The following is a 16,925-nucleotide window of genomic DNA, read 5'->3' as shown; positions in this document are numbered from 1 at the left end:
ACCGAGCTTCTTATTGCCGATCTTGAATCTGTTGAAAAACAAATCACATCGAATGCAAAGCGGGCGAAAGGCGGCGACAAAGAAGCCAAAGCCAAGCTTGAAGTTCTCACCATCGTAGGTGACGTTCTTCAAGAAGGGAACCCGGCAAGAACAGCAGATATTTCTTCAGATCAACGCGACATTTATAACCAACTTCAGCTACTGACTGCTAAACCAGTTCTCTATGTTGCAAACGTCGAAGAAGAAAATGCTGCAACCGGAAACGATTATTCTAAGCAAGTAGAAGAAATGGCCGCGGCCTCTGGCGGTGTGAGCGTTATTATTTCTGCAGCAATCGAAGCCGAAGTTGCCTCCCTTTCAGATCCAGAAGAAAAAGCTGAATTTCTCGCAGATCTAGGCTTGGAAGAAACGGGTCTAAAAAGAATTATCGCAGCAGGTTACGGCCTTCTGGGGCTCCTCACCTTCTTTACCGTTGGCCCCAAAGAAGCACGGGCATGGACTGTTGTCGAAGGGTCAACCGCTCCAAATGCAGCAGGCGCTATTCACACGGACTTTGAACGTGGCTTTATTCGTGCCGAAACCATTGCCTATGATGATTACATTGACTGCAATGGTGAGCAAGGCGCTAAAGATGCAGGAAAAATGCGTGCTGAAGGAAAAGAATATATCGCGAAAGATGGTGATATTTTCCACTTCCGTTTTAACGTGTAGCTAATTGCTATTTTGCAATTGAAGAATAAAAAAGGCGGTAGAAAATACCGCCTTTTTTGATGCCTGAAATTGGTGGAAACATCTATAACACTACGCAACTACCAATATTCAGGATAAGACCTGTTACGAGACAGATTGTTGGTGATCAAACCAACAAACAAAATGATAAGCGCACCACTTAATACTGGGGTAAAAACAAACGACCAATCAGCCCCTTCAAGCATAATCACAAGCGGCGTTGCACCAGCTGGTGCGTGCAAAGTTCGCGTTAACTGCATAAAGGCAATTGCAGTTGCAACAGCTACCCCCATTGAAAACCAGTCCGCCCCAAAAGCTTCGAGAACAAGCAACCCGACCACTGCTGCAATCAAATGCCCCAGGACAAGGCTACGTGGCTGGGCCAAAGGACTATTAGGAACGCCAAAAACCAATACACAGCTTGCTCCAAATGGTGCCATAAAGAACAGAGCCCCAGCCTGATCAGATAGCCACGCTATAGCACCAATAGCAACCATAGCCCCGAGCCAACTCCACCAGATATGACTAACACTCGGAATCGCTGGGACAGCTGTCCCCCTTCCCCGATACTTCGTAAGGTAATTTTTCATCACATAGACCCAAATTTCATCCAGTGTTGGATATAAGGAAAGTATACCGATCGTTCTATTTTTATATTGTTATCGCATCATCAGATTTACGAATTGAAACGATAATCTAAAAAGAAAGAATGTTATTAGAGTGCATCGAAGGCGAGAACAACCCCACAAGAATCATTTTTCTGTAGCCTGACACGCGAATCACCTTCTCTTTGGTAACTTACCCTATATTGATCAAAATAAGCCTGTGTGACCTTTAAATCCTCTACCCAAAGATGAAAGGCAATCATATAGTCGACAGCTGCGCCATCGTTTGGCTCAACACCCGGATAAAAGCGGCTAATATCTTCAGGCGCAATAAACCGTAAAACTTGTTTGCGCTCGCTTACATAAACATCAATACACCCATCTGTAACAACAACCGTGTCTGCACCAAAAAACTCAGAATACTTGGTAATCACATCGCTCGGGTTTGGGGTTACATAAACCACCCGTTTGATACCACGGGCACCATTTGCATGTGCAAGCCACTGGCTTTGCCACACCACGTCTGGTGTTTTGTGGTCACAAACAAAAGAAGATATTTTAGGACTAACCTGATTATCATATCGCAAAAGCTCAAAGGCAGGCATGACATCACCATGTTCGAGTTCGAGTATGCGTTTCAAATCCTTGGGACCATCAATAGGAACTCCCGCTTCTTTTAAACAAGCAGCCGTCTGCCCTATATCTTCACTTCTGAACGCAAGGCCTAATCCACCTTCACCATTTTCAAGAAAAACATCCAGTCCATTGGTATCCTGATTTTTATCCACGATACCAATGAGCTCCAGATAATCATCCGGGAACATAATACAGTAATTGGCCGTTCCCCAACCAATATGACGCCCCCGGGGTGTTAGTCGAAACCCAAGACGGAGGTAATGATGACGTGCCTCTTCCAATTGCTGCACACCAATCAACAGGTGATCAATCCCCTTGAGAGACGAACTGAATAGCATTCAAATTTCCTTACGATTATTCAGCAGATATTCTTCGGTTGCTTTAAGCTACTCCATTCACAACGATATAGGAATCTCCCTTATCTGCCAGATATATTCCGCTTGGTATTTCACGCTGATATATTCACAACGAAAACACAAAAAAATGACACAAAAAAATGACACAAAAAAAGGCTGCTCAAACAGAGCAGCCTTTCTTCTAAACCAAGACGATGTCTTAGTGAACTTTAGCAAATACCTTACGCTTTGCAGCATACATGACCAGTGTGAAAATGATCAGGAAGATCATAACTTTCACGCCTGTATTTTTGCGCGCTTCAAGCTTTGGCTCAGCTGCCCACATCAAGAAGTGGCTGACATCCGCTGCCATTTGATCAACAGTCGCCGCAGTGCCATCGCCATATTCCACAGCATCTTCTGAAAGTGGCGGTGCCATTGCAATCAGATGACCTGGGAAATACTTGTTGTAGCTCAGATCGCCAGTCTCGAAACCTTCTGGCGCATCTTCATAGCCCGTCAACAACGCACGCACAAAACTTGGACCGCCGACACGAGCTTTTGCCATTAGCGAAAGATCAGGTGGTGCTTTACCGCCGTTTGATGCCGCCGCAGCTTTTTCGTTAGGGAATGGTGACGGGAAATAATCGGACGCAATTGCGTTGCGTTCAAACATTTCGCCTTCGTCATTCGGCCCGTCTTCAACTGTATATTCAGACGCAATTGCTTTGATCTCATCAACATTGTACCCGAGATCAGTCAAGTTACGGAACGCGATCAAGTCAAGTGAATGACATCCAGAGCAAACTTCTTTGTAAACTTGGAATCCACGTTGCAGCGAAGCTTTGTCATAAGTGCCAAAAACACCATCAAAGCTCCATTCATAATCTGGCAATGGAACAGCATCTCCTGCTGCATTAGCAGGAACTGTTGCAAAGCCAAGGGCCGCAGCAAAGAGGCCAGACAGAATTTTCTTCATTAGTCGTTCCTCTCTCAAGATTTCAATACAGCTTCATGGATAGAGCTTGGTAATTCGCGCGGACGTTCAATCATCGGCAGAATAACAGGCAGCAATATCAAGAAGTGGAAGAAGTAGTAGGCAGTCGCGATCTGACTTGCAACAACGTACCAACCTTCAGCGGGCTTACCACCAAGGTAACCAAGGAAGAGGCCATTGATAAGGAAGATCCAGAAGAAGACCCGAGCAACAGGACGGAACTTACAGCTACGAATTTTGGAACGATCCAACCACGGTAGAACAAACAGAACGGCAATCGCACCGAACATGGCAAGAACGCCACCAAGCTTATCAGGAACCGCACGCAGAATTGCGTAGAAAGGCAGGAAGTACCATTCTGGAACAATATGCGCAGGTGTCGATAGCGGGTTCGCAGGAATGTAGTTATCCGGGTGCCCCATATAGTTTGGTGCCCAGAATAAGAACCCAGCAAACAGTATCAAGAAAACACCAAGACCGAACAGATCTTTAATGGTGTAATAAGGCTGGAATGTCAGGCTGTCCTGTGGACCTTTCATATCGATACCGAGCGGGTTGTTCGATGTCACAGTGTGGAGAGCCACAATGTGAAGAACAACAACAGCAACGATGATGAATGGCAGCAGATAGTGCAGCGCAAAGAAACGGTTCAGCGTTGGATTATCAACAGAGAAACCACCCCAGAGCCAGGTAACGATGCTCTCACCAACAACCGGAATGGCTGAGAAAAGGTTCGTAATAACTGTCGCACCCCAGAAGCTCATTTGTCCCCATGGAAGTACGTATCCCATGAACGCAGTGGCCATCATCAACAAGAAGATAACAACACCCAGCTGCCAAAGAAGTTCGCGTGGCGCTTTGTAAGATCCGTAGTACAGTCCACGCATCATGTGGATATACACAGCAATAAAGAAAAACGATGCCATGTTCATATGGATATAACGGATCAACCAACCGTTATTCACATCGCGCATGATACGTTCAACAGAATTGAACGCCATATCAACATGTGCGGTGTATTGCATCGCGAGAATGATACCCGTTACGATCATTGTAACCAGAGCAAATCCGGCTAGTGACCCAAAGTTCCAAAGATAATTCAAGTTCTTTGGCATTGGATATTCATAAAGGGTGTGATGTCCCATAGAGATTAGAGGCAGACGATCCTCAACCCACTGGACGACTTTATTATTTGTTTTAAAACTCATGACCTGTTCCCCCTAGCCGATCTTGATAGAGTTGTCAGTCAAGAAGACATAAGGCGGCACTTCCAGGTTCTTCGGAGCTGGCCCCTTACGAATACGCCCGGATGTATCATAGTGTGAACCATGGCAAGGACAGAACCATCCGCCATAATCACCCCGTGATTCACCAGTCTTCTGACCAAGTGGAACACATCCAAGGTGCGTACAAACACCAACTAGAATAAGCCACTCAGGTTTTTCCACACGATCTTCATCCGTCTGTGGATCAGGAAGATCAGCTAGCGGAGTTTCCTCAGCACCGGCAATTTCCTCAGCTCCACGACGTCTGATAAACACAGGTTTACCGCGCCAGGTAATGGTTACGGACTGACCTTCTTCGATCGGTGACAAATCTACCTCAGTAGAAGATAGAGCCAGAACATCCGCCGAAGGATTCATAGAATCAATCATCGGCCATATTGCACCAGCAGCCCCGACAACGGTCATAGCCCCGGCCGTCAGGTACAGAAATTCACGCCGGGTCTCACCGGACCCTTGGGCGGAACTTTCAGGATTCGCGCCGTCTGCCATTTGTGTAATCCCTATTTTCATCTCTCAAGCTTACAACTCTAAAACAAAGAGCTGCGATACGATACAGGATTTTTGGGCCATTGCCCTTGTCCAACCCTAATTGCGCCCCCATCTAAGCATCGCAGGATGCAAGAACGGATGTGACATCCTGTCGCACTTAGGACTAGTCCTATATTTAGTGACAGGGATATAAAGGATTTGTCATAGAAAGGCAAAGACTCTAAGTGTGAGTCGGACAGGAAAATAACGTTTTTTCCGTCACTTCCGTATTTATGGCCCACATTTATAGCTATATCTTTACCTCATTATAGAGATGAACAGCATGCGTCTTGCTCTTTACCAACCGGATATTCCACAAAACACAGGAACAATGCTTCGAATGGCTGCCTGCCTTGATGTCGCAGTCGACATTATCGAACCCTGTGGTTTTGTTCTCAATGACAAACGCATGAAACGATCCGGCATGGATTATCTGGATCAAACCGAACTTGTTCGCCACACATCCTGGGATGCTTTTAATCATAGTCGACTGGAAAGCACACAACCAAAGCGTTTGATCCTACTATCAACGAAAGCCGCCAAGCCTTACACAAATTTTAGCTTCCAACCCGACGATATACTTATGCTTGGCAGAGAATCAGCCGGCGTTCCTGACGATGTGCATCAGGCGGTTGACCATTCTGTTCTCATCCCGATGGCGACTGGTGTTCGCTCCCTGAACATTGCCGTATCGGCTGCGATGGTTCTGGGTGAAGCTCTGCGACAGACAGGTGGATTTCCAGTCCCAAGCACCGTATAACGTTATTACTATCTTATTACAGCCTCGCCCAAAAACACCGTAACCGTAAGAGCAACAGATGTACCAACGGCAAGATCCGACATGTCCTTTCCCGAATCACAACGCGCCCGAAGATCATAAAGAGCAGGCTCAGCGTTGGTTCAGACAACTCAGGGATAGCATTTGTGCCGAGTTCGAACGGCTGGAGGACGAACTCTCCGGTACGGTACTGGCAAAGCTTGGCGAGCCTGATGCAGGCCGTTTTGAAAGAAAGCAGTGGGATCGCGACGGTGGTGGCGGTGGTGAAATGTCCATCATGCATGGGCGCGTATTTGAAAAGGTGGGGGTCAATATATCCACGGTTATGGGGGAGTTCAGCGACGAATTTTCCAAACGCATTCCCGGCGCGGATAAAGACCCACGATTTTGGGCAAGTGGTATATCCCTTGTTGCCCATATGCACTCTCCCCTCGTACCAGCAGTACATATGAACACGCGTCATATCGTCACGACCACCAGTTGGTTTGGCGGTGGTGGTGATTTAAATCCCATGTATCCCGTAGACCATGACACTCATGATTTTCACAGGGCCTACAAAGATGCCTGTGACAAACACAATCCTGGTTTCTTCCCTGTATTCAAAGAATGGTGTGACGAATATTTCTATATTCCCCACCGCAATGAAGCCCGTGGTGTCGGTGGTATTTTCTACGATTACCTGAATACCGGAAACTGGGACGCAGACTTTGCCTTTACACAGGATGTGGGCAGAGCATTCTTGGATATATATCCACAGATTGTGCGCCGTCATATGCATAAGGATTGGAACGACGAACAGCGAAAACATCAACTTTTCCGCCGAGGGCGCTATGCAGAATTCAACCTGCTTTACGATCGTGGGACCATGTTTGGCCTCAAGACGGGCGGAAATGTCGAAGCAATCCTGATGTCTATGCCACCAGAGGCAGCTTGGCCATAGCATCCTCTGAAGTACCGCCCCCTTTGAAGCCCGGGAATAGCTAAGCCTGCCACCTGAAATTAAGACCAAAAGAAAATATCAAATCATTTGAAGGAACCTTCTTATGTTATCGGTACCGCAAAAGATTATATTGGAAACAGATCGTCTGATCGTTAGGGAAATTGGCGAAGCTGACGCTCCGTTTATTCTACGTCTTTTGAATGATCCTGCTTTTATTAAAAACATTGTCGACAAAGAAGTCAGAACACTGGACCAAGCTTGCGATTACATTAATTCAGGCCCCGTCACCAGTTATCGCGAAAACGGCTTTGGCCTCTACGTGGTTGTCTTGAAAGAGGGCAAAGCTTCAATCGGCATGTGCGGACTGGTCAAACGCGATGGGCTCGATGACCCCGATATTGGCTATGCCCTTCTTCCAGAATATTGCTCAAAAGGGTACGCCGTCGAAGCAGCTAGCGCTGTTCTAGAGTACGGGCAAACTCAGTTAGGAATAGAGAAAATTGTCGGCATCGTTAATCCCGATAATGTAGGGTCAGCCAAAGTACTTGAAAAAATTGGTCTGGTATTTGAAAAAATAATCAAGGTGTCTGAAGACCTGCCGGAAACCAAATACTATATATCAAGAAAAACAACTAGATAATCTAGGCTAAACCTTCAAAGCATAAGCCAGGCACTGGTCTTGATCAGGTTGAAACGATTGCTCAATCCACCAATCTTCCGTCGTTTTTAGCAGCCGCCCCATTTTTGGTCCCGGCTCGACCCCTGCCTGAATAAGATCGCGTCCGTGTAGAGGGAAGAAAACCGGACGCCATTCCTCGACAATTTTGGCACGATATTGAGTATTTTTATTTTTGAAATCATCGCCATCTCTTGCCATTTGTAAACGGAGAAGATCCGAGACCAGCCCAGCGCCAATACGATAGAGAGCTTTTTTAAACAGCATTTCATCCGTAACAGAATCAATTTCGTACTCAGGCTTTATCAAAGAGAGAAAATGCTGTTTTTCTGCTGTTGAAAACCGTAAGCGGTCGGGGATGGTAACTTTATCTTTGGCTTCGCCCCCTTCTAGTAAAGCAACCAACCGAACAAGAGGATCTCTACGACCTTCCAGCGGTATAAACCGTGCCAAACAACCACCGGAAAGAACTTCGGGCAAGAAGGGAGAAAAAATCTGATTTTCCAGCATAACATTTATAACGGGCAACGGGTTTGGTGCAGACAGAAGCCTCATTAACTCGCTATGAATACGTTCCGCAGACAAACCTTTGAGCATATGTTTTTTTGACTTGGCTGCCGTTACACCTTCCTCATCAAAAACATCCGTCCCGTACCAAGCTTGAAATCTGAAAAACCTTAATAATCTGAGCGCGTCTTCTTCGATGCGAGTTTCTGCCTCACCAACAAATCTAACTCGACTTTCCTTGAGGTCCTCAATCCCGCCGAAGGGATCAAACACCGTTCCATCCAGGCGGCAAGACAAGGCATTCATCGTCAAATCCCGGCGGGCGGCATCTTCTTCCCAATTATCTGTGTAGGCCACAGTTGCATGACGGCCATCCGTTTCGACATCAACCCGCAATGTTGTGATTTCAAAAGCCTGATGATTGCAGACGGCCGTAATCGTTCCATGATCAAGCCCCGTTGGGATCGCTTTGATATTTGCAGTCTTTAATAGCTTGATTACCCTTTCCGGGTGATCCGGTGTTGCAATGTCAATGTCCTTGATTTCACGTCCCAGCATTGCATCGCGCACACAACCGCCGACAAAACGAACGTCTTGCCCTTCAACTGATAAGGCTTGCATCACCTGTTGGGTTTCTTCTGCCAGCATCCATTGCTGATTATCTAACTTGTACGTCACCGTCATAAATCAGTATCGGTATTATCCAGAACTTTTGGCTGGTAGCTCGGCGGTACAAGGCTGTCACCCGGAGCCGGGCCGGAATTTGAAAAGAAAATTCCCATCGCAATACCAGCAAGAACAACACCGCTTAAAAATAGCCAAGCCCAAGGCCCCCGTTCTATCCAGGGCAAATCTTCTTCACGCATTGCCCCTTCTGATTCAGAGCGGGCTCTTCTTGTTACAAGGTAATAGGCAAGATAAAGAGCAAACGGCAACAGAATTGGCAAAAGGATTAGAAGTAGTCTGGTCAGCATTCGCTGTTATTCCCCATTACAAGTTATATGGTTATTAGAAAAATTATTGTTCTGATTAAGGCTTAGAACCTCGCACAAGTTTACCAACATGCCCGCCGTCGCCCCCCAAATAAAATAGTCATTAAAGGGAAAAGCATAATAATATCGACGATAGCCTTCAAATTCGCGAAAATGGCGTTGGCGGCTTTCAGGGGCTAAAAAGAAATTCAAAGGAACTTCAAACACTTCAGCAACTTCAAAACTGTCCGGCTCAACAGGAAAAGGTGGTTTAATAAGACCAACGACAGGTGTGATCACAAATCCTGTACGGGTCACATAAGTATCCAGCTCCCCAATAATGCTGACATGTTTACGGGGAAGACCGACCTCTTCTTCCAGTTCTCGCAAGGCGGTATCACAATGATTTTTGTCTGTGGGATCAACACGTCCCCCCGGGAAACTGACCTGCCCCGCATGATCATGAAGATGATCTGTTCGTTTTGTTAGGAGAACTGTAAACCCGTCTTCTCTCTCGACAAGAGGGACAACAACAGCGGCGGCGGTTTTATTCCGCGTCGGATCAAAAAATCCCGGGTTTAAGTCATGATCACCTCGCGTGCTATCTTGCCCTGATGGCACGGCTTTTTGCTGTGCAAAAATCTGTGTCAATCTCTGAGATGTCCAATTCAAACCCACGCTTTGTACCGTCCTTTTCTATAATAATAGACTGATATTGGGTACGGTTATTCAACCTTCCCCAGCAGATGAAATACCCCTGAGCTCCATACGCCGATTTCACTGCCCTTTATTTCAGCTAAATCCATCAACTGATAATAAACGGCACGTAAGATACGGGCCTCTAGGTTCTGCCTTACCAATATATAGGGTGAGGGCTCGCCACTTTCATCTTTATAATCAATTCGAATCGGATGATCCCTATCCAGATCAAACCACTGATCCATATTGCTTCGAAATGAAAGGACCTGTTCCTTCCCCTGCCCATCGTTTTTAAGTTCAACAATCGTAAAGGGAACGTCTTCGACAACAATCTGGGCTTTTTCAACTGGCGTCACCAACCAATATTCGCCCATCTCATCACGCTTAAGAACAGTCGAAAATAATCGCGCCAAGGCCTTCCGCTCAATTTCCCGTCCTTCGTGAAACCAAATGCCATTACGGTCTATGCGCATATCAACATCACTGGTTATCGGTAACTTACGGACGGCTTCGGCTAAATCGCTTTTATCTGACGAGTCACTACAATCTGTCATCTTTTTGTGGCCCTATAAGCAAGAGATCACTGTTGATTGATCGGATATAACTATGCAAACGCTTGTTTTAAGTTCATTATAACCAAGATGTTAATGAATGCGTCAAAGAACAAATGTATACTACCATAGGATACATCTGGGCAATGGCCTAGGATTGTGGTCAACAACACAGATACGGGCTTAGTCCAAACACTTAGGCAGCGATATATTTGAAGTTAAGTCAAAAGAGGAAATAAAATGGACACTACGGATAGAAATCCGAGTACAACATTATCCGAAGACCTAACCTTACAGGCAGATCAACTCTGCACTCGCCTTGCACAACTCAATGAAAATCTAGGAAAAGTTGTCTTCGGGCAAGAAGATGTCATTGAGCAAGTCTTAATCACCTTATTAGCCGGGGGACACGGCCTGCTCGTCGGGGCACCGGGACTAGCGAAAACCAGATTGGTCGAAAATCTTGGTATCGTCTTTGGCTTACAGGAAAAACGTATTCAATGTACACCCGACCTGATGCCATCAGATATCATTGGTTCAGAGGTCCTGGAAGAAGACGACGATGGTCGAAGATCTTTCCGCTTTATTCAGGGGCCTGTTTTCTCTCAACTTCTAATGGCCGATGAAATCAACCGTGCCAGCCCCAGAACTCAGTCAGCCCTGTTGCAAGCAATGCAGGAACATACTGTCACCGTCGCCGGGCAAAGCCACAAATTACCCTCTCCTTTTCATGTTCTTGCAACACAGAACCCCTTAGAGCAGGAAGGAACCTACCCTCTCCCAGAAGCGCAGCTTGATAGATTTCTTTTAGAGATCTATGTCGGCTATCCTGACAGAGAAGCTGAAAAACAGATGCTTCTTGCCACGACCGGAACAAGCGAACCCCAAGCAGAAGGCATTTTAACAGCACGTGAGCTTCTTGCGGCACAAAAGCTGGTCAGGGAAATTCCTGTCGGCGAAGATGTTTTAGAGGGAATTTTATCGCTGGTTAGAAATGGCCGCCCTGAAGAAACAGAAGATGATTTTGTAAAACAGTTCGTCGCTTGGGGGCCCGGACCACGCGCCAGTCAAGCCTTGATGATGGCCAGTAAAGCGCGATGCCTGCTACAGGGGAGATTAAGCCCCTCATTAGATGATGTGATAGCCTTGGCTGCACCGGTTTTAAGACACAGAATTCATCTGGACTTCACAGCCAGAGCCGAAGGCATAACCGTATCAAAGATTATTAAGCGCCTTATCGCCCCCCTGAACTAGAGGGTTAATATGTACAAACGGGCTCCATCAATAGAATCTTCTGCAGAGAAGCTTTCGGCAACACTTCCCCCTCTTCTGATTGAAGCAGAACGTGTTGCCGCAACAGTTTTCCAAGGGGCGCATGGAAGACGCCATGTCGGACAAGGTGATGAGTTCTGGCAATACAGGCACTATAGTCCTGGGGATTCCCCGCGTAAAATTGATTGGCGTCGTTCCGCCAAGTCTGACCCTAATTCTGAAAATGCAGGTATTTTTATCCGTCAAAAAGAATGGGAATCGGCCCAAAGCTTATGGCTCTGGAACGATACTGCCCCTGGAATGGATTGGGCTTCTGACAAAAAACTGGTAACAAAAAAACATCGAGCTTCAGTTCTTAGCCTAGCACTTGCACAGCTTCTCATTCGAGGTGGCGAAAAAGTCGCACTGGCCGGGGCTGGCACTCCCCCTTCAAATTCCAGAAAAAATCTTCATACCATCGCGCAACAGCTGGAAAATCAAAATTTAGAACGTAAGAACAACGAAGGTAAGCATCCCGAATATGAACTCCCTCAAGGTCATCGTTTTGCTCAAAACGCTGCTGTTGTATGTTTCTCCGATTTTCTCACCCCCTTATCCGAACAGAAGCAAGTCTTTGCAAATCTTGCGCACAAAAACCTTCGTGTTTGGCTGGTGCAGGTTCTCGACCCTGCAGAAATGAACCTGCCCTACACAGGACGAGTGAAGTTTCAACAACCGGATGGGGACGGCGAGCTCTTACATTCTGATGTTGAATCTATCCGTGATCTCTATATCGATCGTATCAGGGCACATAACAAAGACCTGTCCCGTCTCGTCAAAAAATGGGGGTGGAACCACATCCTCCACACAACAGATAAATCACCAGAATCAACACTTTTGACCCTCTACCGAAGCATCTCTGAGCGTCAGAATGCTTCCACACAAACTAGGGGAGAAAGCCCAAACGACACCGTAAGCGAGGCAGAAACAAGCGGAGGAAATGTGGGGTCAGAGCATGCTTGATTTAGGAATCATAGGATTTTTAAATCCGTGGCTCTTACTTGGCCTCATCACGCTCCCTGTTGTTTGGCTGATTCTACGTATAACGCCACCTGCGCCAAAAAAAATTACCTTTCCAGCATTGCGACTTCTCTTGGGTTTACAAGGATCAACCTCCAAACCTCAAAAGACAGCTTGGTGGCTTATTCTCCTTAGAATATTGATTTTAGTTATTCTTATTCTAGCCCTATCCGAACCCATATATGCCCCTGTAAAGCGAACCGATAACAACTACAATACACTTGTTTTGTTGGATAATGACTGGGCCTCAACAAACAGCTGGACCAAACAGCTTGCGACGTTGCGCTCTGTTCTTGAACAAAATAAAGGTAGCAATAAACAAGTAGCTGTTTTGACTACCGCAAAAGACACGACTGGACAGTATCATTTTTCCGACTTCAAAAATCCCGAAAATCTTTTAGCCAATTTAGAACAGCTCTCGTCAATCCAAAGCTGGCAATCTGACCTGCAAGGCGCCCTAAAACAAGTCGAAGAAGAACTTGAACGTTATCATCCTCTCAAAGTTTTATGGCTTTCTAACGGGTTGCTCTCTACATCACAAACAAACGAAACATTAGAACGATACATACCTTTTGCCACATCAGAGATTTATCTTCCGCCCAATGAGAACCTTCCACTATGGATTACGGACATAACCCCAGACAAAAGTGGATTGAAGGTAACCATTGAACGAGGCTTCGAGGGCCCAGAAACAGAAGAACGAGTAGCAGCCCTTTCAGACAAGAATGAAATACTGGCCTCAGAAAACATTACTTTTGCGGAGGGTGAGAAAGCTGTCACAGTAACCATTAACATGCCCAATGAGCTTTATAACAAAGCACAAAAGGTAATAGTTGTGGGAAAGAATACCGCAGCAACAACCTTCTTACTTGACCAGAGCAATTACCGTTTCCCCGTCGGAATTCTTACAGCGGCAGGCCAAAAGGATAATAAATCCCTTCTTGGTGAGCATTATTATCTTCAGCGGGCTTTAAGCCTGTTTACGGACGTCAGATACGGATCTGTGAAAGAACTGTTGTCTCGAGAACTTTCAACAATTGTTTTAACTGATAAAGAAAGTATCCCTTCTGATGACGAAGAAACACTCAATCAGTGGATTAACCAAGGCGGCCTTCTTTTAAGATTTTCCGGTCCCAATCTGGCAGAGAAAAGGGACAAGTTTATTCCCGTCCCCCTTCGCAGTGGCTATAGAAATCTGGAAGGAAACTTAACGTGGGAACAGCCTCTTACCCTTGAAGAGTTTGACAAGAGCAGCCCGTTTTTTGGCCTCCCTCACAACACAGAAATAACGGTATCCGGCCAGTTGTTAGCTCAACCTACGCCGGAACTTGATAGCCACACGTGGGCTAGGCTTCAAGATGGCACCCCTCTTGTCACTGCAGACAGTCATGGGGATGGCATGATGGTATTGGTACACACTTCATCAAACACGCGCTGGTCTAATCTGGCTTTGTCGGGCTCATTTGTTGATATTCTGAGGCGCATATTACAGTTTGGTCAGGGTGTTGGCGCAACCAATGCATCAGACAGTAAACTTCCTGTGCATGATATACTTGATGCCTATGGCAACCTTATTCCCAAAGAAAATTCTTCCATAACACTGGATACAGCCCCAGATAAAAAGATCTCCGCTCAGAACATTGGTCCGAAAATACCCCCTGGATACTATGGCAAAGACAAAAGGCAAAAAGCTGTAAATCTTGCAGGCAATTTGCCAAACATTCAAAGAAATGACTTTCAAGCGGACGATCGGCAAATTTATGAATCCAGGAAAGCAAGTCCTCTCCAAGTTCCTTTGCTTTTCATCGCCCTTACCCTATTCCTTTTAGATCAAGCGCTGACCCTCTGGCTCAGAGGATTACTGTCAAATGTAGCTATCGGCAGACCTGTCGCTGTTATTCTACTTCTTTTACTTCCCGCGACACTGATGCTTTCTCACCGGGCTGTAGCACAAGACATCAAAGAACCATTAGACAGCCAAGGCATCGAGGCAACATTAAATACTTATCTTGCCTATATCATTACAGGAGATAACAAGGTCGATGCTGACAGTCATTCCGGGCTAGCTGGTCTCTCACTCCAATTGCACAGACGTACAGCCGTAGAAAATGTCAGAGTTACAGGCGTGGATTTAGACCGAGATCAAATCTCGCCTTATCCCTTCCTCTATTGGCCAATAACCGCACTTCAGGAACCCTTGACCGCACGGGGCAAACGACAACTGAATGAGTACATCAGCAACGGCGGTTTAATCCTGTTTGACCTGCGCGAAGCTTCAAACACCCTGAACTCTGCTTTGGGGTCACAGGGGAATGCCCAATACCTGCAGATGCTGACGGATGAGATAAATATCCCACAGATGGAACCTGTTCCTGCTGGTCATGTGATCACACGTTCTTTTTACCTTCTGGAAAGCTTTCCCGGCCGTAATAATAACCGTGATTTTTGGACGGAAAGTACGGACCCCTATCGGAATGACGGTGTTGCGAGAATTTTGATCGGATCAAATGACTGGTCCCGCGCCTGGGCCATAAATGGGCAGGGGCACCCTCTCTATGCCATGGTACGAGGCGGAGAACGCCAACGAGAACTCGCCTATCGGTTTGGTATCAATCTGGTAATGTACGCATTAACGGGTAACTACAAAGAGGATCAGGTTCACATTCCCCATATTCTAGAGAGGTTAGGTCAATGATCTCTAGTTACGGAATAGAATGGCAACCCCTCGTTCCCCTTTGGATGATCTATGTGATCATCGGCTTTGCACTGATTTCAATACTTTCCCTCTTTTTTCTCAAAAGTAAGGGCGGAGAATTCAGAGCCGTCTTCTTGGCGATTATTGCTGTTTTTTTAGCCAACCCCAACCTCCACAAAGAAGTCAGTGAGGCTTTGCCAGAACTCGTTCTCGCCATTGTAGACAACAGTCAATCAATGAGCTACGGCAAGCGAAAAAGCCAAGCTGCAAATGCTTTAACCTCATTGCATGAACAAGTTAATCAACGGTCAGATCTTATCCTCAAAACGATCCAAATTAACGGTGACGCTGAAAACGGTACTAAATTATTCGAAGAAATATACCTAACTGCTGAAGATAAAGAACGTCTGGCCGGTATTATTATTATCTCGGACGGGCAAATTCATGACATTCCAAAAACACTGGAAGGAACACAGTTTCCACAAGACATTCCCCTTCATTTGTTTTTAACAGGTGATCCCGACAAAGGGGATCGCCGTATTGTCATTGAACAGGCCCCTGCCTTTGGGATTATAAATCAAAAAACCGAGCTTTCATTTAAAGTCATCGACGAAAATATTAATAAAACAGGTACCCCGGCAACAATTACATTACGAAAAAACGGTGAGGTTGTTGCAGAGTTTGAAACCCCAATTAACCAGACAATCACGCATGAGCTAACACTGGAAAATCGGGGCGAAGCAACTTTCGATATCACGGCAGAAACCTTGGATGAAGAAATCACCCCGATCAATAATCAGGCTGTTTTTACCGCAAATGGCGTTCGAGACAGACTAAAAGTTCTTTTGATTTCAGGTGAGCCCCACCCCGGTGAGCGCGCATGGCGGAATATTCTCAAAGAAGATCCTTCTGTCGATCTCATCCACTTTACGATTCTACGACACCCCAGCAAACAAGATGGCACCCCTATCAGAGAACTTTCCCTGATTGCCTTTCCGATACACGAACTATTCGAGGTGAAGCTGGCAGACTTCGACCTGATCATTTTTGATCAATACCAGCGCCAAGGCTTCCTGCCCAGTCATTACCTGACCAATATCGTAAGATACGTTAAACAAGGGGGGGCTCTTTTAGAAGTTGGCGGTCCTGGCTATGCCTCACCAGCGTCGCTCTACAACACAGCTTTGGGCAGCATTCTTCCTGCTGAACCACTGGGCAAAGTATCTGAACAAGCTTTTCAGCCACTGATCACACAAATGGGGCTACGCCACCCTGTAACAGCACGCCTGCCTAAGGCCAATCTTTCACACGATGAAAAACCACAGTGGGGACGTTGGTTCAGACAGGTTGAAACAGATACGATTGGTGGATCAACACTTATGACTGGGAACAACCAGCTCCCTTTGCTTATTCTGGATCATTACGAAGCAGGACGCGTCGCACAGATAACCAGTGACCATATCTGGTTATGGGGACGAAATATCGAAGGCGGGGGCCCACAAACAGAATTAATTCGACGTTTGGTCCACTGGCTCATGAAAGAACCTGAATTGGAAGAAGAAATATTAAAGGCACGGTTAAAGGATCAACAGCTTACGATCACCCGCCAGAGTATGTCAGAGAAAGAAGCCACACTTTCTATAACCAGCCCATCAGGAAAA

At 46.1% G+C, this 16,925-nt stretch carries 17 protein-coding genes; 8 read left to right on the top strand and 9 right to left on the bottom strand.

Going from position 1 to position 16,925, the window contains the following annotated elements:
* Positions 1-711: DUF933 domain-containing protein (locus tag Q0241_RS02105; RefSeq protein WP_299372312.1), on the top strand; the 711-nt coding region annotated here is incomplete at its 5' end.
* A 98-nt stretch (positions 712-809) separates the two neighbouring features.
* On the opposite strand, the gene Q0241_RS02100 is transcribed toward Q0241_RS02105, so the two are convergent.
* The 5 genes from Q0241_RS02100 to petA form a co-directional block, all read right to left on the bottom strand.
* Positions 810-1,319, bottom strand: coding sequence for an HPP family protein (locus Q0241_RS02100; RefSeq protein ID WP_299372309.1), 510 nt, complete (start codon positions 1,317-1,319; stop codon positions 810-812).
* A gap of 125 nt (positions 1,320-1,444) precedes the next feature.
* Positions 1,445-2,308 carry a VOC family protein gene (locus tag Q0241_RS02095; protein WP_299372306.1) on the bottom strand — a complete coding sequence of 288 codons (864 nt, stop codon included), beginning with the start codon at positions 2,306-2,308 and terminating at the stop codon, positions 1,445-1,447.
* 217 nt (positions 2,309-2,525) lie between these two features.
* Positions 2,526-3,284, bottom strand: coding sequence for a cytochrome c1 (locus Q0241_RS02090; RefSeq protein ID WP_299372303.1), 759 nt, complete (start codon positions 3,282-3,284; stop codon positions 2,526-2,528).
* 14 nt (positions 3,285-3,298) lie between these two features.
* Complete coding sequence (locus Q0241_RS02085; RefSeq protein ID WP_299372301.1) at positions 3,299-4,510, bottom strand: cytochrome b N-terminal domain-containing protein; 1,212 nt, start codon at positions 4,508-4,510, stop codon at positions 3,299-3,301.
* Between the two features lie 12 nt (positions 4,511-4,522).
* Positions 4,523-5,077, bottom strand: coding sequence for a ubiquinol-cytochrome c reductase iron-sulfur subunit (gene petA / locus Q0241_RS02080; protein WP_299372298.1), 555 nt, complete (start codon positions 5,075-5,077; stop codon positions 4,523-4,525).
* A gap of 322 nt (positions 5,078-5,399) precedes the next feature.
* Between petA and Q0241_RS02075 the strand changes: the two genes are divergently transcribed.
* The 3 genes from Q0241_RS02075 (at position 5,400) to Q0241_RS02065 (ending at position 7,474) form a co-directional block, all read left to right on the top strand.
* Positions 5,400-5,876, top strand: coding sequence for a tRNA (cytidine(34)-2'-O)-methyltransferase (locus Q0241_RS02075; protein ID WP_299372295.1), 477 nt, complete (start codon positions 5,400-5,402; stop codon positions 5,874-5,876).
* 58 nt (positions 5,877-5,934) lie between these two features.
* Positions 5,935-6,834: an oxygen-dependent coproporphyrinogen oxidase gene (gene hemF, locus Q0241_RS02070; protein WP_299372292.1), complete on the top strand. Its 900-nt coding sequence runs from the start codon at positions 5,935-5,937 to the stop codon at positions 6,832-6,834.
* A 103-nt stretch (positions 6,835-6,937) separates the two neighbouring features.
* Entirely contained in the window at positions 6,938-7,474 is a 537-nt protein-coding gene (locus Q0241_RS02065) for a GNAT family N-acetyltransferase (RefSeq protein ID WP_299372289.1), read from the top strand.
* A 6-nt stretch (positions 7,475-7,480) separates the two neighbouring features.
* On the opposite strand, the gene Q0241_RS02060 is transcribed toward Q0241_RS02065, so the two are convergent.
* The 4 genes from Q0241_RS02060 to Q0241_RS02045 form a co-directional block, all read right to left on the bottom strand.
* Positions 7,481-8,701, bottom strand: a complete 1,221-nt coding sequence (locus Q0241_RS02060) for a CCA tRNA nucleotidyltransferase (protein ID WP_299372286.1) — start codon at positions 8,699-8,701, stop codon at positions 7,481-7,483.
* Entirely contained in the window at positions 8,698-8,991 is a 294-nt protein-coding gene (locus Q0241_RS02055; RefSeq protein WP_299372283.1) for a hypothetical protein, read from the bottom strand. Before Q0241_RS02055 ends, Q0241_RS02060 begins: the two co-directional genes overlap by 4 nt.
* Before the next feature lie 6 nt (positions 8,992-8,997).
* Positions 8,998-9,639 (bottom strand): CoA pyrophosphatase, encoded by a 642-nt coding sequence (locus tag Q0241_RS02050; RefSeq protein WP_299372280.1) that lies wholly within the window; start codon positions 9,637-9,639, stop codon positions 8,998-9,000.
* A 74-nt stretch (positions 9,640-9,713) separates the two neighbouring features.
* Positions 9,714-10,241 carry a DUF1285 domain-containing protein gene (locus Q0241_RS02045; protein WP_299372277.1) on the bottom strand — a complete coding sequence of 176 codons (528 nt, stop codon included), beginning with the start codon at positions 10,239-10,241 and terminating at the stop codon, positions 9,714-9,716.
* Between the two features lie 237 nt (positions 10,242-10,478).
* Between Q0241_RS02045 and Q0241_RS02040 the strand changes: the two genes are divergently transcribed.
* The 4 genes from Q0241_RS02040 to Q0241_RS02025 all read left to right on the top strand — a co-directional run.
* Positions 10,479-11,492: a MoxR family ATPase gene (locus Q0241_RS02040; RefSeq protein ID WP_299372274.1), complete on the top strand. Its 1,014-nt coding sequence runs from the start codon at positions 10,479-10,481 to the stop codon at positions 11,490-11,492.
* Between the two features lie 9 nt (positions 11,493-11,501).
* On the top strand, positions 11,502-12,512 hold the full coding sequence (locus tag Q0241_RS02035; RefSeq protein ID WP_299372271.1) for a DUF58 domain-containing protein: 1,011 nt from the start codon (positions 11,502-11,504) through the stop codon (positions 12,510-12,512).
* Positions 12,505-15,264 (top strand): DUF4159 domain-containing protein, encoded by a 2,760-nt coding sequence (locus Q0241_RS02030; RefSeq protein ID WP_299372268.1) that lies wholly within the window; start codon positions 12,505-12,507, stop codon positions 15,262-15,264. The genes Q0241_RS02035 and Q0241_RS02030 overlap by 8 nt, the downstream gene beginning before the upstream one ends.
* Positions 15,261-16,925: hypothetical protein (locus tag Q0241_RS02025; protein WP_299372265.1), on the top strand; the 1,665-nt coding region annotated here is incomplete at its 3' end. The genes Q0241_RS02030 and Q0241_RS02025, both read left to right, overlap by 4 nt.

The organism is uncultured Kiloniella sp., assembly GCF_937128705.1.
GTDB lineage: Bacteria > Pseudomonadota > Alphaproteobacteria > Kiloniellales > Kiloniellaceae > Kiloniella.
Note: the sequence above shows the minus strand (reverse complement) of the source record. Positions and strands in the feature narration are given on the sequence as shown.